This is a genomic window from Nonomuraea roseoviolacea subsp. carminata, from assembly GCF_024172185.1.
GTDB classification, from domain to species: Bacteria; Actinomycetota; Actinomycetes; order Streptosporangiales; family Streptosporangiaceae; genus Nonomuraea; species Nonomuraea roseoviolacea.
The window spans coordinates 8,092,442-8,111,475 of sequence record NZ_JAMZEC010000001.1 but is presented as its reverse complement, the minus strand read 5'-3'; the positions used below and the strand labels follow the sequence as shown (position 1 = coordinate 8,111,475).

At 74.5% G+C, this 19,034-nt stretch carries 19 protein-coding genes; 10 read left to right on the top strand and 9 right to left on the bottom strand.

Translation table 11 applies throughout. From position 1 onward, the window contains the following. Window positions 1–8: 8 nt before the first annotated feature. Genes HD595_RS37590 through HD595_RS37570 form a run of 5 tightly spaced genes read right to left on the bottom strand, consistent with a single transcriptional unit; the run spans window position 9 to window position 6,895 of the window. Window positions 9–770, bottom strand: a complete 762-nt coding sequence (locus HD595_RS37590) for an SDR family NAD(P)-dependent oxidoreductase (protein WP_253777658.1) — start codon at window positions 768–770, stop codon at window positions 9–11. Further along, window positions 767–2,056 carry an ATP-NAD kinase family protein gene (locus HD595_RS37585; RefSeq protein ID WP_253777656.1) on the bottom strand — a complete coding sequence of 430 codons (1,290 nt, stop codon included), beginning with the start codon at window positions 2,054–2,056 and terminating at the stop codon, window positions 767–769. Before HD595_RS37585 ends, HD595_RS37590 begins: the two co-directional genes overlap by 4 nt. Next, window positions 2,053–3,594, bottom strand: coding sequence for an aminomethyl-transferring glycine dehydrogenase subunit GcvPB (gene gcvPB / locus HD595_RS37580; protein ID WP_253777654.1), 1,542 nt, complete (start codon window positions 3,592–3,594; stop codon window positions 2,053–2,055). The genes HD595_RS37585 and gcvPB overlap by 4 nt, the downstream gene beginning before the upstream one ends. Next, window positions 3,591–4,934, bottom strand: coding sequence for an aminomethyl-transferring glycine dehydrogenase subunit GcvPA (gcvPA, locus tag HD595_RS37575; RefSeq protein WP_253777651.1), 1,344 nt, complete (start codon window positions 4,932–4,934; stop codon window positions 3,591–3,593). Before gcvPA ends, gcvPB begins: the two co-directional genes overlap by 4 nt. Beyond that, window positions 4,931–6,895, bottom strand: coding sequence for a beta-galactosidase (locus HD595_RS37570; protein WP_253777649.1), 1,965 nt, complete (start codon window positions 6,893–6,895; stop codon window positions 4,931–4,933). Before HD595_RS37570 ends, gcvPA begins: the two co-directional genes overlap by 4 nt. Window positions 6,896–6,995: 100 nt before the next feature. Between HD595_RS37570 and HD595_RS37565 the strand changes: the two genes are divergently transcribed. Further along, window positions 6,996–7,640, top strand: a complete 645-nt coding sequence (locus tag HD595_RS37565; RefSeq protein ID WP_253777647.1) for a GntR family transcriptional regulator — start codon at window positions 6,996–6,998, stop codon at window positions 7,638–7,640. A 49-nt stretch (window positions 7,641–7,689) separates the two neighbouring features. On the opposite strand, the gene HD595_RS37560 is transcribed toward HD595_RS37565, so the two are convergent. Further along, a complete protein-coding gene (locus HD595_RS37560; protein ID WP_253777645.1) occupies window positions 7,690–8,187 on the bottom strand; it encodes a MarR family winged helix-turn-helix transcriptional regulator in 498 nt (165 codons plus the stop codon). Window positions 8,188–8,328: 141 nt separating this feature from the next. Here HD595_RS37560 and HD595_RS37555 point away from each other — a divergent pair, with 141 nt between their 5' ends. Beyond that, the gene (locus HD595_RS37555) at window positions 8,329–9,111 is read left to right on the top strand and encodes an alpha/beta fold hydrolase (protein WP_253777643.1); all 783 of its coding nucleotides are present in this window, start codon (window positions 8,329–8,331) and stop codon (window positions 9,109–9,111) included. A gap of 10 nt (window positions 9,112–9,121) precedes the next feature. After that, on the top strand, window positions 9,122–9,640 hold the full coding sequence (locus HD595_RS37550) for a cupin domain-containing protein (RefSeq protein ID WP_253777641.1): 519 nt from the start codon (window positions 9,122–9,124) through the stop codon (window positions 9,638–9,640). Between the two features lie 100 nt (window positions 9,641–9,740). Here HD595_RS37550 and HD595_RS37545 read toward each other — a convergent pair whose 3' ends face one another. Both HD595_RS37545 and HD595_RS37540 read right to left on the bottom strand, forming a co-directional pair. Further along, window positions 9,741–10,565, bottom strand: a complete 825-nt coding sequence (locus HD595_RS37545) for an alpha/beta fold hydrolase (RefSeq protein WP_253777639.1) — start codon at window positions 10,563–10,565, stop codon at window positions 9,741–9,743. Continuing rightward, on the bottom strand, window positions 10,540–11,049 hold the full coding sequence (locus tag HD595_RS37540; RefSeq protein WP_253777637.1) for a hypothetical protein: 510 nt from the start codon (window positions 11,047–11,049) through the stop codon (window positions 10,540–10,542). Before HD595_RS37540 ends, HD595_RS37545 begins: the two co-directional genes overlap by 26 nt. 97 nt (window positions 11,050–11,146) lie before the next feature. Between HD595_RS37540 and HD595_RS37535 the strand changes: the two genes are divergently transcribed. The 6 genes from HD595_RS37535 to HD595_RS37510 all read left to right on the top strand — a co-directional run bounded on the left by HD595_RS37535 (window position 11,147) and on the right by HD595_RS37510 (window position 17,332). Continuing rightward, the gene (locus HD595_RS37535) at window positions 11,147–11,827 is read left to right on the top strand and encodes an RNA polymerase sigma factor (RefSeq protein WP_253777634.1); all 681 of its coding nucleotides are present in this window, start codon (window positions 11,147–11,149) and stop codon (window positions 11,825–11,827) included. Then, on the top strand, window positions 11,824–12,648 hold the full coding sequence (locus HD595_RS37530; protein WP_253777632.1) for a zf-HC2 domain-containing protein: 825 nt from the start codon (window positions 11,824–11,826) through the stop codon (window positions 12,646–12,648). Before HD595_RS37535 ends, HD595_RS37530 begins: the two co-directional genes overlap by 4 nt. Next, window positions 12,645–13,502 (top strand): ATP-binding cassette domain-containing protein, encoded by an 858-nt coding sequence (locus HD595_RS37525; RefSeq protein ID WP_253777630.1) that lies wholly within the window; start codon window positions 12,645–12,647, stop codon window positions 13,500–13,502. The genes HD595_RS37530 and HD595_RS37525 overlap by 4 nt, the downstream gene beginning before the upstream one ends. A 230-nt stretch (window positions 13,503–13,732) precedes the next feature. After that, window positions 13,733–15,223, top strand: coding sequence for a hypothetical protein (locus tag HD595_RS37520; protein WP_253777620.1), 1,491 nt, complete (start codon window positions 13,733–13,735; stop codon window positions 15,221–15,223). Further along, window positions 15,214–15,840 carry a hypothetical protein gene (locus tag HD595_RS37515; protein WP_253777618.1) on the top strand — a complete coding sequence of 209 codons (627 nt, stop codon included), beginning with the start codon at window positions 15,214–15,216 and terminating at the stop codon, window positions 15,838–15,840. The genes HD595_RS37520 and HD595_RS37515 overlap by 10 nt, the downstream gene beginning before the upstream one ends. Window positions 15,841–15,919: 79 nt before the next feature. Next, window positions 15,920–17,332, top strand: coding sequence for a WGR domain-containing protein (locus HD595_RS37510; protein WP_253777616.1), 1,413 nt, complete (start codon window positions 15,920–15,922; stop codon window positions 17,330–17,332). 249 nt (window positions 17,333–17,581) lie between these two features. On the opposite strand, the gene HD595_RS37505 is transcribed toward HD595_RS37510, so the two are convergent. Then, window positions 17,582–18,199, bottom strand: a complete 618-nt coding sequence (locus HD595_RS37505) for a maleylpyruvate isomerase family mycothiol-dependent enzyme (RefSeq protein WP_253777614.1) — start codon at window positions 18,197–18,199, stop codon at window positions 17,582–17,584. A 58-nt stretch (window positions 18,200–18,257) separates the two neighbouring features. Between HD595_RS37505 and HD595_RS37500 the strand changes: the two genes are divergently transcribed. Beyond that, window positions 18,258–19,031, top strand: coding sequence for a TetR/AcrR family transcriptional regulator (locus tag HD595_RS37500; protein ID WP_253777612.1), 774 nt, complete (start codon window positions 18,258–18,260; stop codon window positions 19,029–19,031). The last annotated feature ends 3 nt before the right edge of the window (window positions 19,032–19,034 follow it).

The window sequence follows — 19,034 nt, the reverse complement described above, 5'->3', positions numbered from 1 at the left end:
GGGGGGTGTCAGGCGAGTCCGCCGCCGTCGACGACGAGGGCGGATCCGGTGACGTAGCTGGAGGCGTCGGCCGCCAGGAACAGCACGGCGCGGGCGATCTCCTCCGGGGTTCCGGCGCGGCCCATCGGCCGGTCGGCCGCGTCGCTCGCGAACGCGGTCCAGTCCTCGCCGAGCTGGCGGGCCTCGTCGCGCAGCATGGGCGTGTCGGTGTCGCCGGGGTTGACGGAGTTGACCCGGATCCCGGCGCGGGCGTGGTCGATGGCCAGCGCCCGGGTCATGTTGACCACGGCCGCCTTGGAGGCGCAGTAGGACAGGGCGTTGCCGCCGCCCTTGAGGCCCCAGCCCGACCCGGTGTTGACGATCGAGCCGCCCTCGGTCATCGCCGGGACGGCGTACTTGCACATGAGGAAGACGGAGCGGACGTTGACCGCCATGACGCGGTCCCACTCCTCGACGTCGAGGTCCAGGGCCGTGGTGCGGCGGATGATGCCGGCGTTGTTGAACAGGACGTGCAGCCCGCCGAAGGTCCCGGTGGCGGTGTCCACGACGAGCCGGCAGTCGTCGGGGGCCGACACGTCGGCGCGGATCGCCACCGCGGCCCCGGGCCGGGCGTCGTTGATCCGCGCGGCGGTGGTCTCGGCCCCCGGGCCGTCGATGTCGGCGACGACCACCCGGGCGCCCTCCCCGGCGAAGAGCAGCGCGGTGGCGCGCCCGATGCCGGAGGCACCGCCGGTGACGATCGCGACCTTGCCCTCGAGCTGGGCGTTCATCCGTTCAACTCCTCACTTGCCGCACTGATGCGGTAGATCGTGCTTTCGTGGTGACCGGTGATCACCTGGACGTGCCCGGCGAGCATCCGGTCGAGGTCCTCGTCGCCGCTGTCGGCGAGCAGCGGGCGGCCGCCGAGGGCGGCCAGTTTCTGCTGGGTGGCCAGGACGAGCAGCCGCCCGTCGGCCCGCGCGCCGGGGGTGTCGCCGAGGACGGCGCGCAGCACGCGCGGCGACACCTGCTGGTTGCCGCGGCCGAGCACGAACCCCTGGCCGCCGATCACCGACAGCACGAGGACCGTCTCCCGGCCGGCGACCAGCGCGGACAGCTCCTCCTCCGAGACGTCGGCCGCCACCAGCCGGCCGCCGCCGTCACGTTCGCCGTGGCCGTCGCGTCCGTCGCGTTCGGCGCGTTCGACGACGTCCACACCGAGGAGGGTGGTGGCCAGGCCGAGCTCGCGGCCGACGGCCCGCGTGGTGGCGCCGGGTCCCAGGACGTGGCGGACGCCGGGCCGCATCCGGGAGACGACCTCCCGGGCGATGCCCTCGACCGTGCCGGGCGCCGTCCCGGACGAGCCGGCCTTGCGGCCCGACAGCGCGGCGGGGGCGGCGGGAACCAGGACGGCGCCGTAGAGGACCGGGCTCACCAGCCCCTGCCGGTAGCGGTCCTCGTCGAGGTCCACCACCTCGGCCTCGGCGAGCGCCGGGCCGGAGACGCCGGAGGCCCCGGAGAGGTACGCCGCGGCGAGGAACCCCGCCGCGGCCGGGCTGACCGCGAAGCAGCCGGAGTACACCTTCACCCCGGCCGGGATCCCCAGCACCGGCGGGACGCGCTCGCCGCGCTCGCGCAGCTCGCGGACCGCGTCGAGCACGTCGCGCGCCGTCCCGTCGCCGCCCGCGAACAGCAGCAGGTCCACCCCGGCCATCGCCAGGACGGCCTCCCGGGTGTCCCGCGCCGTCGTGGGCGCGCCGGCCCCTGAGCCGAGGGAGTCCGCCGGTGTTCCGGCGGAGTGCGGGCCGGCCGTGGAACGTACCAGATCATGGGGGGCGCCGGCGGCACGGGCGCTGTGCTCGCCCATCGGGCCCGGCGCCGTGACCAGGCGCGTGCCGGGACGGCGCGCCAGCAGCGCGCGCACCGCCCGCTCGGCCCGCTCCCCCGCCCGCGGCGTGGCGCCCCGGGCCAGGGCCGCGCGCTGCACCTCGGCGCCGTCGCTGCCCTTCAGGCCCGCCGCCCCGCCCAGCCCGGCGACCGGGTTGACGACCAGGCCCACCGACACCCCCGCGCTCATGACAGGTGCTTGCGGACGTAGGCGCGCCAGGTGGGCGCCCACGCCTTGGGGTCGTCGAGCGGCGACGGGTCGATCTTGTGCACGCTCTGGTTGTAGGGGGCGCCCTTGACCATCTCGGGATCGCGGCGGGCCTCGTCCGCGACGTGGGCGAGGATCGCGGCGTACTCGTCGAGGTCCTCCATGGAGTACGACTCGGTCGGCTCCAGCGTGAACGGCTCCGGCACCAGGTACGGGTGGTGGCTGGTCCAGTAGTGCACGCCGAAGTCCGCCGCCCGCACGCCGATCTCCTCGGAGTGGACCCCGGTCTCCTCCGCCAGTTCCTGCCAGGAGTAACGCGCCTGCTCGATGCGCCGCGTGCCCCAGGGCGCCGACGCGCCGGGGATGGCGATGATCTTGCGCATCAGGTAGTTGTTGTTGAGCGCGGCCGTCTCGGCCACCTGGCGCAGGCCCTCCGCGCCGAGCGACATGATCCAGGCGTAGGCGCGCACGATGTTCTGGGTGACGCCGAGGAACGGCCGCACCTTGCCGATGGAACGTTCCGGGGTCTCCAGCCGGTACGCCGAGCCGTCGAAGACGACGACCGGGCCGGGCAGGAAGGGCGCCAGGTCGGCCGACACGCCGCACGCCCCGGCCGCGGGCCCGCCGCAGGAGTGCGGGGTGGAGAAGGTCTTGTGCAGGTTGAAGTGGCACAGGTCGAACCCGGCGTCGCGGGCCCGGGTGATGCCGAGGATGCCGTTGGCGTTGGCCTGGTCGTAGCAGGCCAGGCCGCCCGCCTCGTGGACGAGGTCCACGAACTCCCGGATGCGCGGGTTGAAGATGCCGGTGTCCTCCGGGTTGGTGATCATCAGGGCGGCGGTGCGGGGCCCGACGGCCGCGCGCAGCGCCTCGATGTCCGGCAGGCCGTCGGCGTCCGGCATCAGGGTGATGACCTCGAAGCCGGCGACCTTTGCGCACGCCGCGTTCGACGGGTGGGAGAAGATCGTGGTGATGACCTGGTCGCGGTGGGTCTCGCCGCGGGCCGCGTGGTAGGCGCGGATCATGGCGATGTTCGCGTAGATGGCGGCCGAGCCGGAGGCCGGCTGGAGCGAGACCCGGGACATGCCGGAGATCTCGGCCAGCATGCGCTCCATCCGCCAGTAGATCTCCAGCACGCCCTGCACGGTGTCCTCGTGCTGGAGCGGGTGCAGCTCGGCGACCGCGGCGGCGAACCGGTCGTTGACCTTGGGGCTGTACTTCATCGTGCAGGTGCCCTGGCCGACGTCGATGTTGAGGTCGTTGCCCAGGTTCTCCTGCGACAGGCGCAGGTAGTGGCGGACCACGTGCGGCTGCGCCAGCTCGGGCAGCTTCGGCGGCTCGGCGCGGCGCACCGACTCCGGCAGCTCGACCCGGGGGGCGCCGGGCTCGGGCACGGCGACGCCGCGGCGGCCCGGCCTGGACAGCTCGAAGATCATCGGCTCGTCCCAGCGGGCCTGGTGGAAGCGGCGCAGCGGCGGCTTCGGCGCGACGGGCAGCTCGGCGAAGGGCTCCGCGGTGTTCACAGCGTCTCCTGGGTGGCGGCGATCTCGGCGATTTCTGCGGCGAGGCGGTCGATGTCGGCGATGGAATGGCGCTCGGTCACGCAGACCAGCACCGTGCGGTCGTCGAGGGGCACCCCGCCGTAGATGCCGCGCTCGCGCAGCCGGTCGAGCAGGGCGGCGCTGGAGGGCACCTCCACGGCGAACTCGCGGAAGTGCACCGCGTCCGGGTGCAGAACGGTAACAGACCGGGCCAGGGCGTCCATCGCGTACCTGGTGCGGGCGAGGATCGTCTCCCCCAGCTCGCGCATGCCGTGCGGGCCCATGAGCGCGAGGTAGACGCCTGCCGTGATGCCCCACAGGGCGGCGGCGGTGCCCACCCACTCCTTTCCCTCCTCGCGGTGGGCGAAGGACGTGCGGTCGTAGAAGACGTCGCCGAAGCCGTACTCGCCGGGCACCTTCGTCGGCGCGATGCCGAACAGCCGGGAGGGGAACTCGGCGACCAGCGGCTCGTGGTCGTGGGTGGCGATGTAGCCGGCGTGGCCGCCGCCGAAGCTCTGGTGCATGCCGAGCGACTGGATGTCGCCGCAGGCGATGTCGGCGCCGTACGCGGCGGGCGGGGCGAGCACGCCCAGGGAGATCGGGTCGGCGCCGACGACGAGCAGGGCGCCCTGGGCGTGGGCCAGGTCGGCCAGCTCCCGGCCGCGCGTCTCGACGACGCCGTACACGTTCGGCGTCTCCAGGTAGATCGCGGCGTACGAGTCGTCGAAGGCGGGGACGGCGAGCTGGCCGTCGTCGCCCACGGGGGCGGGCACGATCTCGACGTCCGGGGCGAGGAAGTCGCGCAGCTTGCTCAGCTTGTCGGCGGCCACGGCCGCGCTGACCAGCACCTTCGAGCGGCCGGTGTAACGGCAGGCCATGCGCAGCGCGGTGCCCGCCGCCTGGAACCCGTCGTAGGTGGGGACGTTGACGACGTCCATCTCGAGCAGCTCGCCCATCATGCTGACGTACTCGAACAGGGCCTGGAAGCGGCCGTGGTCCTCGTACGGCTCGCCGGCGTACGCGGTCAGGAACTCGCTCCTGGAGTTGACCTCGTCGCAGACGGCGGGCACGTGGTGCGGGTAGCAGCCGTGGCCGAGGAAGCTCAGCGCCTCGTCGGTGCCGGTGGTGCGGCCGAGCAGGCCGTTCATGTGGCGGACCAGGTCGGACTCGGCCGTGAGGGGCTCCGGCAGGTCGAGCGGCCGGTCCAGGCGCAGGTCCGCGGGGATGCCGGCGTAGAACTCCTCGACGCTCTCCGCGCCGATCGCGGCGAGCATCTCGGCCCGCACGCCGGGTTCGGCGTTCGGGATGTACGGGTGCGTCACGTGTCTCCTTCGATCCTGAGCACGACGGCGTCGCGCGGGGCGAGGACGGCGTCGCCTCGCAGGTCGGTGTCGGTGAGCAGGTCCCGGCCGGGGTACGGCAGGGCGATCCGCTGCTCGTCGGTGGTGTGGTTGAGCAGGAACAGGTGGCGGCCCCGCCGGACCGCCTCCACCCCGGCGGGCACGGCGATCGCCGGGACCCCGGCGAGCACGCGGTCCAGCACGGGCGTCAGGTCGGCGGGCAGGCAGCCGAGGTAGGTGGCGTTGCCCTTGCGGGTGATCGCGGGCAGCCCGTCCAGGTCACCGCCCTCGAAGCGGGCGAGCACGGCCGTGCCCTCGTCGGGGCGCAGCCACTCGGCCCAGGTCCGGGCCGCGCCCGCGCCGCCGCCGGCGTGGCGCAGGGGCTGGGTGACGCCGTCGGGCAGCGGCCAGAACTCCTCGACCGCGACGCCCAGCAGGTCGCGCAGCGGGCCGGGCGCGCCGCCGTCGTGCACCTGGTCGGCCTCGTCCACCACGCCGCTGAACGGGCCGACGACCAGCTCCCCGGTCACGTCGGCGAGCGCCGCGGCCTGCTCGGCGGTGCACAGGTAGAGGTTGGGCACGATCACCACGCGGTAGCCCGACAGGTCGGCGCCGGGCGGCGCGAGGTCGACGGCGATGCCACGGGCGTGCAGCGGCGCGTACCAGGACAGCAGCAGGTCCTTGAGCTTGAGCCGGTCGGAGGGCATCGACTCGGGCGCCTCCAGCCCCCACCAGCTGTCCCAGCCGAACACCAGCGCCACGTCGGCGCGGGTGTGGCCGCCCGCGACCTCCGCGAGCCGGCGCAGGTCCGCGCCGAGCCGCAGCGTGTCGCGCCAGCCGCGCGTGGCGGTGCCGCCGTGCGGCAGCAGCGCGGAGTGGAACTTCTCCGGCCCGTACTTGGCCTGCCGCCACTGGAAGAACATCACGCCGTCGGCGCCGTGGGCGACGGCCTGCAGGCTGTGCAGGCGCATCACGCCGGGCGGCTTGGGGGCGTTGACCTCGCGCCACGACACGGCCGACGGCGCGGACTCCATGAGCAGCCAGGGCCGCCGCTTGAGCGAGCGCATGAGGTCGTAGCTGAGCGCGACCGCCACGTGCGAGGCCGGGTCGGCCGGGTCGGGGTAGGCGTCGTCGCTCACCAGGTCCTCGGCCTGCGCCCAGGCCCAGTAGTCGAGGCCGTGCAGGATGCTCATGAAGTTCGTGGTGACCGGCACGTCCGGGGTGACGGCGCGCAGCGCGTCGCGCTCGGCGGTGAACAGCTCCAGCAGGGCGTCGCTGCAGAAGCGCCGCCAGTCGAGGAGCTGGGCGGGGTTGACCGGCCCCGGCGCCTTGCGGGGCGGCTCGACCTGGTCGAAGCCGGTGTAGTGCTGGCCCCAGCAGGAGGTGCCCCAGGCGGCGTTGAGCCCGGCGACCGTGCCGTAGCGGGTCTGGAGCCAGGCGCGGAAGTGGCGGGCCGACTCGGGGCAGAAGCATTCGAGGGTGTGGTCGGCGTACTCGTTGCCCACGTGCCACAGGGCCAGCGCCGGGTGGTCGCCGTAGCGGGTGGCCATGGCGGTCGCCAGCCGTACGGCGTGCTCGCGGAAGACCGGCGAGCTGGGGCAGTAGCCCTGCCGGGAGCCGAACTCCAGGCGGGTGCCCGCGGCGTCGACCGGCATGACGTCGGGATGGCGGCGCACCAGCCACGGGGGCGGGGTGGCGGTCGCGGTGGCGATGTCGGCGGCGATGCCGTGCTCGTGCAGCAGGCCGAGCACGCGGTCGAGCCAGCCGAAGTCGTACGCGCCCGGCTCGGGCTCCAGCCGCGACCAGGCGAACACCGCCACGGTGACCATGGTGACCCCGGCCTCGGCCATGAGGCGCACGTCCTCGGCCCAGACCTCCTCAGGCCACTGCTCGGGGTTGTAGTCGCCGCCGTACAGCAGCCCCGGCACCCGGGTCAGACCCACTCGACACTCCCTCCTGTCTTTTGTATTCAGAATTCATAGTGCAGTATTTTGAATCACGTCAAGGGCTAGTATTGGGCACGGCCGAAACCGAAGGAGCGTCATGCCGATCGACCGGCGACCGCTACGCGAGCAGATCCGCGAAGAGCTGCTGGGCAGGCTCGACCGGGGAGACTTCGCCGCGGGCACCGACATCAACGAGGTCGCGCTGGCGGCCGAGCTCGGTGTCAGCCGCACCCCCCTGCGCGAGGCGCTGATCACCATGGCGGGCGAGGGCGTCCTGGAGAGCACCCAGGGGCGCGGATTCCGGTTCGCCCCGGTGAGCAGGAAGGAGTTCAGGGAGCTCTGCGAGATCGTGGCGGGGCTGGAGGCGCTGGCCCTCGACCGCTCCGATCCGGCCTACCTGCGCGAGATCGCGCCCGAGCTGCTGCGGATGGCGCGCGACTTCCCCGACCGGATCGCCGAGCAGCACGTGATAGAGCGCCACGACGACGAGTGGCACGACCTGCTCGTCAGCGGCTGCCGCAACGAGCGGCTGATCGACCTCATCACCAGCGTCAAGGCGGGGCTGCGCCGCTACGCCCACCTGCTGGCGAGCGACGACACGCCGCTCGAACGCGAGGCCGCCGAGCACTGCCGGGTGGCCGAACTGCTCATGACCGGCGACCGGGCCGAGGCCGTCCAGGCGTTGCGCGACAACTGGGTCAACGGCATGGAGCGCATGATGTCCCGCATCCCCGCCTCCTGACCACTCGTCCGGGGCCGGGCTCGCGCGCGCGGGAACCCGGCCCCGGGCGTCACAGGGATGTGTCGCCGAGGTCGACCAGGACCCGGCGCAGCAGGGCCGCCAGGTCCTCGCGGTCGTCCTCGCCCAGCGCCGCCAGCAGGCGCGCCTCGTTGGCCATGTGCAGCGCGATCACCTCGTCGCACGCCTCCACGCCGCGCCGCGTCAGGCGGACGATGACGGACCGGCGGTCGGCGGGATCCCGGACCCGCTCGACCAGCCCCTTGGCCTCCATCCGGTCGATGCGGTTGGTGATCGCCCCGGAGGTGACCATGGTCTCCTTCAGCAGGGCGCCCGCGCTCAGCTCGTACGGCTCGCCGGACCGGCGCAGCAGCGCCATGACGTCCCACTCGCCCTTCTCCAGGCCGTGCCGGGCGAAGAACTCCCTGAACTCCTTCTGCAGCAGGGCGGCCAGCCGGGTCACCCGGCCCACGACCCCCACCGGCCAGAAGTCCAGGTCGGGGCGTTCGCGACGCCACTGGGCCATCAGCATGTCGGTCGCGTCATCCACGGCAGATCCCTCAATGCTCACTGTCTCAACATTAAGAGATTTGACGTTGAGACGGTCGATGTGATGTTCTCTTAACGTTGAGATTTTAGCAAAGGCGGCCGCCTTGCCCTCCCTCTGATCGTTCTGGAGAACGTCATGCCCATGACCTCTGTCGCGCTCGGCGGCGGCCGCGTCCACTACGAGATCGCCGGCGACGGCCCCGGCCTGGTGCTGCTGCACGGCACCGGCGGCGACGCCGACCGGGTGTTCGGCAACGTCGTCGACCACTTCACCGGCATCCGCACCGTGGTGCGGCCCAACTTCTCCGGCAGCGGCGACACCGAGGACGGCACCGCGGCGCCGAGCGTCGAACTGCTGACCGCCCAGGCCGTCGCCGCCATCCGCGCGACCGGCGGCGGCGAGCCCGTGGACCTGCTCGGCTTCTCCCTCGGCGGCGCCATCGCCGCCGCGGTCGCCGCCGAGCACCCCGAGCTGGTGCGCCGGCTCGTCCTGGTCGGCTCGTGGGCGCACACCACCGGACCGCGCGACCGGTTCAACTTCTCCTTCTGGCGCGACCTGTACGCCACCGACCTCGGCCTCTACAAGCGGTTCATGGCGTTGCAGGGGTTCGCGCCGCGCGTCCTGGACGGCTGGGGCCACGAGGCGCTGGCCGCCGCCCAGAACGACGTGTGGCCCGCGGGCGTGGACAAGCAGATCGAGGTCTGCCTGCAGGTGGACCTGCGCGAGCGGCTGTCCCGCGTCGTGGCGCCCACCCTGGTCGTCGGCTTCACCGCCGACGAGATGGTGCCCATCGAGGGCTCCCGGCACCTGCACGCCGGGATCAAGGACAGCCGGCTGGTCGAGATCGAGGGCGAGGGGCACATGGACTGGTTCACCGACCCCTCCCGGATCATCGGCCTGACCCGCGACTTCATCACCGCCTGAGGAGCCTGCCATGACCTACCCCAGCCCCCGCTACTACGGCGAGACCGGCGAGATCAACGCCGCCTTCCGTCCCGCGACCGCGACACCCGACCTGGTCACGGGCGGCGGCGCGTACCACTACCTGGCCACCACCGCCTCCACCGACGGCGAGTTCGGCCTGTACCGCGTCGACATGAACGGCGCCCCCGGCGGGCCCAGCCTGCACTTCCACCGGACGATCTCGGAGTCGTTCTTCATCCTGTCCGGCCGGATGAGCCTGTTCGACGGCGAACGCTGGGTCGAGGCCACCGCGGGCGACTTCCTCTACGTCCCCGTCGGCGGGCTGCACGCCTTCCGCAACGACTCCGGCGAGCCGGCCTCGATGCTCATGCTGTTCGCGCCGGGGGCGCCGCGCGAGGGCTACTTCGAGGGCATCACCGAACTGGCCGGGCTCACCGACGAGGAACGCGCCCGCTTCTTCGTCGAGCACGACAGCTACTTCACCGACATCGCCACCGGGCCGCAGGGCGGCTTCACCCGCAGAGGCTGAGCCCCCGGGGCCCGGTCACGCCGCCCGTCCGGTCCTGCCGCCCGTCCGGTCCCGCCGCCCGTCTGGTCCCGCCGCCCGTCTGGTCCCGCCGCCCGTCCGGTCAGGCCGCGAGGAAGTCGCGTACGAGCGCGGCGACCGCGTCCCGCCGCTCGGCGAGCATGTCGTGGCTCGCGTCCAGCTCCTCCACGCGGATGTGGGGCGGCAGCCCGGCGAGGTCGCGCCGCACCCCTCTCCGGAAGGCCGCCATCAGCTCACCGCCCGGCATGCCCGGCGGGTCCTGGGTGGGGATCACCACCAGCGCGGGGCAGGCCACCCGGCGCAGCAGCGGGATCGTGTCGCGGAACTCCGGCGTGTACCGCACCGCTTCCAGCAGCTCCGGGCCGGGCCGGGCGTACGTCTCCCCGTCCCTCTCCACCAGGGCCCTGGCGGGGAACATCGCCCGGGCCTCGGCGGGCAGCGGGCCGCCCATGGCCGCGGCCTGCGCGTCGAACATGGCCCGGAGCTTGGCCAGCTCCTCGTCCCGCGCGGCCGGGTCCATGCCCGGGTAGTCGCCCGGGTCGCTCTCGGCCGAGCGCAGGCCGTCGAGGTTCACGACGCCCGGGCAGGCGGGATGGCGCAGGGCCCACTGGACGGCGAGCATCCCGCCGAGCGAGTGCCCGACGATCGCCGGCTCCCCGAGGTCCAGGGCCCGCGCCACGGCCTCGACGTCGTCCAGCACGCGCTCCCACGTCCACGGCCCGTCGCCGGAGCGGCCGTGGCCGCGCAGATCCACGGCCACGGCCCGGCGGCCACCCAGGTCGAGACCGTCCCAGGCGTCCAGCGTGCCGCCGAGCCCGTGGAGGAGGAGCACCGGGTCGCCGGGCCCGCCGTGGTCGCGCACGGCGAGGGGGACGTCGTGGTCAGTGATGGTCAGGTCGTGCGGCATGGCGCTCCTGAGGTCGGTTGAGTCGTTCCTGGACGGATCGGGTGGTCACCCCGCCGTCGGGGTGCCGGTCGAGCTTGCCCCGCTTGACGAGGTCGTGGACGCCCTGCCGGGTGATGCCGAGCATCGCCCCGGCGGTGGCGAACGGCACCGCGTCCCGGCCGGGGTGACCGGCGCGCCGGGCCACCGCCCTGCCGAAGGCCGTGCCCCACCACGCGTCGGGCGGGTCGAACGGGCCGTCGCCGGGATAGAGCGCCGCGATCAGCCGCGCCGCGGCGTGGACCGCCGTCCGCTGGTCGGGCCCCAGCAGTTGCGCGGCCCACACCTCGGACTCGATCCGCAGGCGCTCGCGGACCAGGCCGACGGGGTCGCCGTCCCCGTCACCCGGGCCGCCGCCGAAGAGGATCTCCAGTGGATCGACGACCCGCCGCTCGACCAGCGCGGCCAGCTCCCTGGCGAGCGCGACGTGCTCCTCACTCGTACTCACTTGACAGACGATAGCAAGTACTTGCTCATGAACGTCAAGTAGCACTTTTTCCCGGTTCGGGGAACCGGACGGCGTCGGCGCCGCGATAGAGGGAGATGTGCACCGATTCCTCGCCCGGCGCAGGGAGCCCCCTCCCATCGGGCCCGACAGTGACGACGCCGAACTCCTCCAGGCCGTGGCCGCCGAGCGGACCGAGGCGCTGAAGATCCTGCACCGGCGGCACGCGCCCTGGCTGCGGGCCCGGCTGGCCCGCCGCTGCGCGGATCCCGGCCTGGTGGACGAGGCGCTCCAGGACGCCTTCGTGGCCATCTGGCGCGGCGCCCACCGCTACCGCGCCACTCAGGGGGACGCCGCGGCGTGGATGTGGACGATCGCCGTCCGCCGGCTCGTCTCGCTGCTGCGCAAGAGCGGCGCCGCCCCCGCGCCGGGCGGCCTCCCGGGCGTCGGGTCGGGCGTCGGGTCGGGCACGGCGAGCGGCTGGTCCGGCTCGGGGAACGGCTGGTCCGGCGCGGCGGGCTGGATCGGTGCGGCGGGCTGGATCGGCGCGGCGGGCGGCGTCACCGAGTCGGCCGAGGACGCGGTCCTGGTCGGGGTCGAGCACGGCGATCTCGGCACGGCGCTGGCCCGGCTCTCCCCCGACCTGCGGGCCGCCATCCAGGCGACCGTCCTGGACGGCCTGACCGTGCGCGAGGCCGCCCGCCTCCTCGGCGTCCCCGAGGGCACCGTCAAGACCCGCGTCATGCGGGCCAAAGCACAGCTCAGGGGGTTCCTCGCGTGAGCGCTGTCTGGCATCCGCCCGCCGACCTGGTGCGGCGCTACACGGCGGGGCGTCTCGATCCCGTCCAGGTCATGTCGGTGGAGGCGCACGTCGCCCGGTGCGCCCGCTGCCGCGCGGCCGTGCCGTACGAGGAGGAGTGGCTGGCGGCGGCCTGGGAACGGATCGAGGACGTCGTGGACCGGCCGCGGCCGGGACCCGGCACGCGGCTCCTGGTCCGGGCCGGGGTGCCGGAGCACACGGCCCGGTTGCTCACGGCCACGCCCTCCCTGACCCGCGCGTGGCTGGTGGCGGTGACCGCCGTGCTGGCGTTCGCGGTGGTCGCGGCCCGGGCCACCTCCGGCGACCCCGACGTGCTGCTGGCCTTCCTGGTGACCGCGCCGGTGCTGCCGGTGGCGGGGATCGCGCTGGCCTACGGCCGCTCGGTGGACCCCGCGTACGAGCTGCACGCCGCCACCCCGATGGCCGGGGCGCGGCTCTTCCTGCTGCGGGCCGTCTCCGTGCTGTCCGTCGCGCTCGGGATGACCGGCGCGGCGACGCTGCTGCTCCCCGGGCCGCTCGGGCTGAGCGCCGCCTGGCTGCTGCCGGCGCTCACGCTCGGCCTCGCCCTGCTGGCCCTGTCGGGTCGCCTGCCGCCGCTGCTCGCCGGCGCACTGCTCACCACCGGGTGGTTCGCCGCGGTGCTGCTCTGCGACGGCGCGCTCCACGACCGGTTCCTGCCGTTCCATCCGGCGTCACAGCCCCTGTACGGCGGCGCCGTGCTCGCCCTGCTCGTCCTCGTCCGCCTGCGGCACCGCCGCCTCACCCTGGGAGAACGCCGGTGAACGCCACCGTGGAGATCCGCGCGCTGACCAAGCGCTTCGGACGCAACACCGTGCTCGACCGCGCCGACCTGAGCATCGGGCCCGGCGTGACCGGGCTGCTCGGCCCGAACGGCGCGGGCAAGACGACCCTGCTGCGCTGCCTGGCCACCACCCTGGCCCCCGACGGCGGCCGGATCACCGCGCTGGGCCTGGACCCGGCCCGGCGCGAGCAGCGCACCGCGCTGCGCCGCCGCCTGGGCTACCTGCCGCAGGACCCCGGCTTCTACCCGCGCTTCACCGTCTTCGAGCTGCTCGACTACGTCGCGATCCTCAAGGAGCTGACCGACCGCGCGCGCCGCCACCGCGAGGTGCGCCGGGTGCTGGAGGAGACGGACCTGGCCGGGCGCGCCCACGCGAAGGTGCGCACGCTCTCGGGCGGCATGAGGCAACGCCTGGCGCTGGCGCAGGCCCTGCTCGCCGACCCCGAGCTGCTCGTCCTCGACGAACCCACCGTGGGCCTCGACCCCGAGCAGCGCATGCGCTTCCGCGCCCTGGTCTCCCGGCTCGGCGAGGACCGCACCGTGCTGCTGTCCACCCACCAGACCGAGGACGTGGCCGCCCTGTGCGACCACGTGGTCGTGATGTCCGGCGGCGGTGTCGTGTTCGACGGGACGCCGCGCGGCCTGGCCGGGGTCGCGGCCGGGAAGGTGTGGATCTGCGACGAGCCGCCCACCGGCGCCGTGCTGCGGTGGCGGACGGCCGAGGGCCGTCACCGCGTCGTCGGCGAGCGCCCCGCGGGCGCCGCCCCGGCCGAGCCCGCCATCGAGGACGGCTACCTGCTGCTGCTCGGCGCGCGGGCGGAGGCCGTGGCATGACCGGGCGCCGGATGGTGTGGCCGGGCCGTGAACGGCCGGGCCGAGAGGGGTCGACCACGGAACGACCGGTCAGAGGAGGGGCGCTCAGGAGGTGGCCGGCCGGAGAAGGGACGGCCAGAAGATGGCCGGACGCAGGAGACGCGGCCAGGAGGCAGCCTGGCGGAGGAGAGACGGCCAGGAGGCCGCCGGGCGCAGGAGGAGCGGCCGGGGGGTGGCCGGGCGCGGCGGCGTTGTTCGTCTTCGAGCTGCGCAGGGCGCTGCGCAGCCCCCTCCTGTGGGGCGCGGCCGTCCTCTGCCTGGTGCTGCGGCTGGTGGCCGTGTGGGAGTGGCTGCCGGACCTGACGATCGATCCGGTGAGCATGTCGGGGGCCATGCTGCTGCTCGCCGCGGCGGGGCTGCTGTCCGCCCACCTCGCCGTCGCCCGCGACCGGCGCCGGAGCGTGCCGGAGGCGCTGGCCGCGCTGCCCGGCCGCGCCGCGTCGCGCACCTCGGCCGCCGTCGCCGCGGTCGTGGCCGCCGGTACCGGCATCGCGGCCCTGGTGATGGCGCTCTACCTGGTGATCCGCGCGTTCATGGGGCCGGTGGCCGGGAGGCTGGACCCGTTCGAGGCGGTGGCCGGGGTCCTGGCGGTGCCGTTCGCCGCCGCCCTGGGCGCGGTGCTGGCGCGCTGGGTCCGGTGGGCGGTCGCGGCGCCGCTGGCGGTGTTCGTGGTGGGCGCGTTCACGTACCTCGACGGCAACCAGAGCGGCTACGGCGGCTGGTTCCTGCCGGTCGTGCTGTTCCACGGCCCCGACTGGCCCGGCCGGCCGTCGGGGCTGCACGTGGTCTACCTGGTGGCGGCGGTCGCGCTGATGGGCGCGCTGGCGCTGCTGCGGCACGGACCGCGTCCGGCGCGGGTGGTCGCGGCGGTGGCCGCCGCGGCGGTGGCGGTGCCCGCCGGGGCCGTCGCCACGGCGCGGGCCCCCGGCGCCGAGGTCAACGCCCTGCGCTTCGCCGCGGCCGCCCGGCCGGAGCGGCTGCCCGCCTGGGTGCGCGACCACTACCTGGCCCCGGGGAGCCGGCGGTGCGAGCGGCGCGGGCTCCTCACGTACTGCGCCTTCCCGGGCTACGAGCCGTGGATCCCGTTGTGGGCCGCGGCTGCCGGACCGGTCGCGGAGGCGCTGCCCCCGTGGCGGCGCGACCGCCTGCCGGTCGTGCGGCAGTGGGCCGAGAGCTGGGCGACGTACGAGGACGACGACGCGCCGTCCGTCAGGGCGTTCATGGTGTGGGGCCGCGGCGGCACCGGAGAGGACCACCGCGCGCTCCTCGCCGCCGGCCTGATCGACCTGGTGACAGGGCTGCGGCGGGGGAACACCTCGGGGGGCGAGGGCTGCGACGCCCGCGGCCAGGCGCGCACGGTCGTGGCGCTCTGGCTGCTCGGACAGGTCGTCCCGCCCGCGCTGCCGCAGGACCGGCTGGTCCAGATCGGCGGCTCCTCCTACGCCGCGGGGCCCTTCCCCCTCGGCGTCGGCTACGGCTCGGCCGAGGTGGGGTACGCCAGGCGGCTGCTGGCCTCGCCCGGCGCGCGGGCACGCGTCTGGGCGCACTGGGACACGCTGATGGACCCGCGCACCGGCATCGAGCAGGCGCTGCCGCTGCTCGGGCTGCGCCCGGAGGCGACCCCGGCGCCCAAGCGCCCCGAGACGGCCGCCGGGCCCGTGAGGGGGCGGCCGTGCGGGTGATCCGCCTCATCGGGCCGGTGGCGCGGGCCGTCGACTGGATCCCCGTGCTCGTCTCCGGCCTCCTGGTCGTGGTGCTGGTCAGCGTGCTCGACGCGGGCTCCCCGCTGGGTTCCGGCACCGCCCTGACCCTGCTCAGGATGGCCGGACCGCTGCTGGGCGCCGCCGCGGGCTTCACCGTCCTCGACGAGATGGCCGCGAGCACCGCCGCGAGCCCGGTCCCCCGCGTGCTGCGTCACCGGATCCGCTGCGCGGCCGGCGCCCTGACCGCCGGGGCGTGCTGGGCGGCCGCGTGCGCGATCGCGGTGGCGCGGCTCCCCGCCGGGGGTGTCCTGCCGGTGCCGGGGATCGCGGTGGAGGCCGCGGCGTGCGTCGTGGCCGGTCTGCTGGCGGCCACGGTCGCCGCGCGCCGGTACGAGGGCAGGGCCGCGGCGCTGGCCGGGATGGGCGGCCTGCTGGCGGTGTTCGCGGTCACGCTGGTCCTGCGCGGGCCGTACTGGCCGTGGCTCTACCCGCGCGAGCCGGCCTGGGAGACCGTGCACCACGGCTGGACGGCCGCCCTGGCGGTCCTGTTGGTGGCGCTGGACGTCGCCGGCCGAGGGCCGTGGAAGACCCGCTGAACAGGACAGATCATGATTTGTCGCCGTGGTCCTCTAGTCTCCCGGGCAGTTGATCACCCCGAGGGCGGAGAGAGCGGACATGACGTACCTGGAGCTGTCGGAGGACGACGGCGGATCGCACAAGTTCTACGAGGTGACGGTCTCCGGCACCCAGGTGACGATCACGTACGGACGCATCGGCGAGGCCGGCCAGACCAAGGTCACCGCCTTCCCGACGGAGGCCAAGGCGCGGGCGGCGGCCGACAAGAAGATCGGCGAGAAGACCCGCAAGGGGTACGCGCCGGCCGTGCGCGGGGTGCGGCAGCGCCGGGCGATCACCCGCCGGTCGGTCACCAGCAGCCGCTCCACCGCCCGGCAGGCGCCGGTGCTGTGGCGCTTCGCCAGCGGCGCCGCCGCGTTCGGCGTCTTCGTGGACGCCGAGCGCTGCTGGGTCGGCAACCAGCGCGGCGACGTCTACACCGTCGCCCACTCCGGCGCCGTCACCAACCGCTTCCGCCTGCCCGACGGCGTCAAGTGCATCGTCGCCGACGACTTCTGGATCTACGCCGGGTGTGACGACGGCCGCGTCTACGACCTCAGCGGCAAGGTGCCGCGCTCGGCGTACGAGATCGCCGCCGACGTGGACATCTACTGGCTGGACATCCGCGACGGCATCCTCGGCGTCTCCGACCGCGACGGGCGCATCACCACGATCGACTACGAGGACGAGTTCCAGTGGGCGCGCACCGGCCGCGGCGGCGCCGCCTGGATGGTCCGGTGCGACCACGACGCCGTCTACCACGGCCACTCCAACGGCGTCGCCCGCTACGACGCCTCCGACGGCTCCCTGGTGTGGGAGAACAAGGAGGCCGACGACGTGCTGTTCGGCTGGCAGGAGCGGCACTCGGTGTACGCGGGCACCGCCGGAAGGGCCGTCTACCGGCTGGCCAAGGGCGACGGCCGCACCGAGGCCGTGTACCGGTGCGACGGCTACGTCTACTCCTGCGCCACCTCCCCCGACGGCCGGCACGTCTTCGCCGGCGACAACCACTCCTCGGTGTACTGCTTCGACGCCTCCGGCGAGCGGCTGTGGAAGCTCGGCACCGGCTGCGGTTCCGCCCTGTCCATGCAGTTCCTCGACGACCGCCTCTACATCGTCACCACCGACGGCACGCTGGCCTGCATCGACGCGAGCCCGGCGGCCATCGCGGCGGCCCGCGAGGGCACGGTTCCGCGGCCGGTGGACGTCAAGGCCGCGGCCACGCTCGCCCCGGTCGAGCCGTCGGTCGTCGTCGAGACCACCACCGAGGCGAGCGGCGGCGTGCTGGTGGAGTGCGTGCGGGAGGGCGACCGGCTGCGGGTGCGGGTGGCCACTCCCGGGTACGAGGACTGGAACGTCCAGTTCCCCCGGGAGATCCGGGAGGCGGGCGCCCGGTACGTCGTGGACGGCGTGCGCCGGTCCGGGCGCGGCGGCTTCTACCGGGCGTACGGCGAGATCCGCCGCCTCGTGTGACCCACGCCGGCCGCACGGCCGGAGCACTCCGCACGGCCGGAGCACTCCGCGCGGCCGGAGCACTCCGCACGGCCGGAGCAGTTCGCGCGGCCGGCGCGAAGCACGGACCCGCGCGGGCCGGCTGCGGCGCGGTCCGCGCGCTGGTGAGGGCGGTCGCTAATGCGGTGGCGCAGCGGTCACTCACGCGGCGGCGTGGCGGTCACTCACGCGGCGGCGTGGCGGTCGCTCACGCGGTGGCGTAGTGGTCACTCACGCGGTGGCGTAGCGGTCGCTCGCCTCGCCGCGCAGGCGTCCCGGCGGGAGTCTGCGGCCGTAGGCGACGAGCAGGAGGTCCTGGGCGGCGCCGGTCACGGGCGCGCCGGCGCCGAAGGTCCAGTCGAGGTCGTCGGCGCGCAGCTGCACGCCGCTCAGGTCGGCGCCGAAGAACCGCGCGCCGCGCGGGGTGACCTGCTCCAGCAGCAGGCGTACGCGCTCCTCGGGGACCCGGCGATCGATCCCGGCGCCGACGGTGATGTCGAGCCCGTGGACCACGTCGTGGCCGAGCGCGGCCGGGAGCCCGCCGACCGGCGGCCGCCAGGGGTGGTGCGCGTTGTCGCGGATCGCGGCGACCAGCTCGGCCGCGGACATGGCGGCGGCGTCCCGGCGGGCCCGCCGGTCGGTCATCCGGTTCATGCCACCGCGCGCCTTGACGAGTTCGAGGGCCATCCGGGGAAGTGAGAGGCGGAAGCCCAGCGACATGTGCGCAGCGACCTCCCGCACCCGCCAGCCGGCGCACAGGCTGGGCGCCTCCCACAGCGCGGGCGGGAGATCTTCCAGCAGGTCCGCCAGTTCCCGGCGTTCGGCGGCGATGGCGGCGGCGACGTCCATGGTGGTGCTCCTATGGCCGGATTAATAACGAGATTACGGTAATAATAGGATTATGAGAGTGTCGAGGGCGGAGGCCAAGGAGCGCAACCGGCGGGCGCTGCTGGACTCCGCGCGCCGGATCGTCGCCAGGGACGGCCACCGGGCCAGGCTGGAGGAGATCGCCGAGCTGGCGGGCCTGACGACCGGCGCCGTCTACTCGCTGTTCGGCAGCAAGAACGGACTGCTGATCGCGCTGCTCGCCGACTACCTGGGCCCCCACTACGAGGACCTGGAGCAGGCAGTCCCGCCGGAGCTCGGCCTGGCGGACGCGGTCGGCGCCTTCGCCCGCCACTACCGCCGTCTGTGCGACGACCCCGACGCGCGGCGGCACCTGTCGTTCGAGATCAGCGTGCAGGACATGGCGCTGCGTGACCCCGGGCTGGGGCCCAGGTTCGCCGCCTCCGTACGGGCCCACGAGGAGCGGCTGACCGCGCTGTTCACCGGCCGCGTCCACGACGGGGCCGCGCTCACCCCGCGTCAGGCGCGACGCCTGGCCACGGCCCTGCGGGGCCTGCTCGTCGGCCTCAGCCAGGGGGTGGTCCTGGGCCTGATCGGCGCGGCCCCAGAACCCGTCGCCCCCGAACCCGTCGCCCCCGAACCCGTCGCCCCCGAACCCGGCGCGTCCGGACCCGACGCGCCCGAGCCCGACTCCCCCGAGCCGGACGTGTCCGGGCCGCACGCCTCCGAGGGAGGTGCCTCCGAGGGGGACGCGGGCGAGGAGCGCGCCTCCGAGCGCTACTTCGCCGACGCCGCCCGCGCCCTCATCAGCCCGCCGGTGCTCGGTCCTCCATGACGC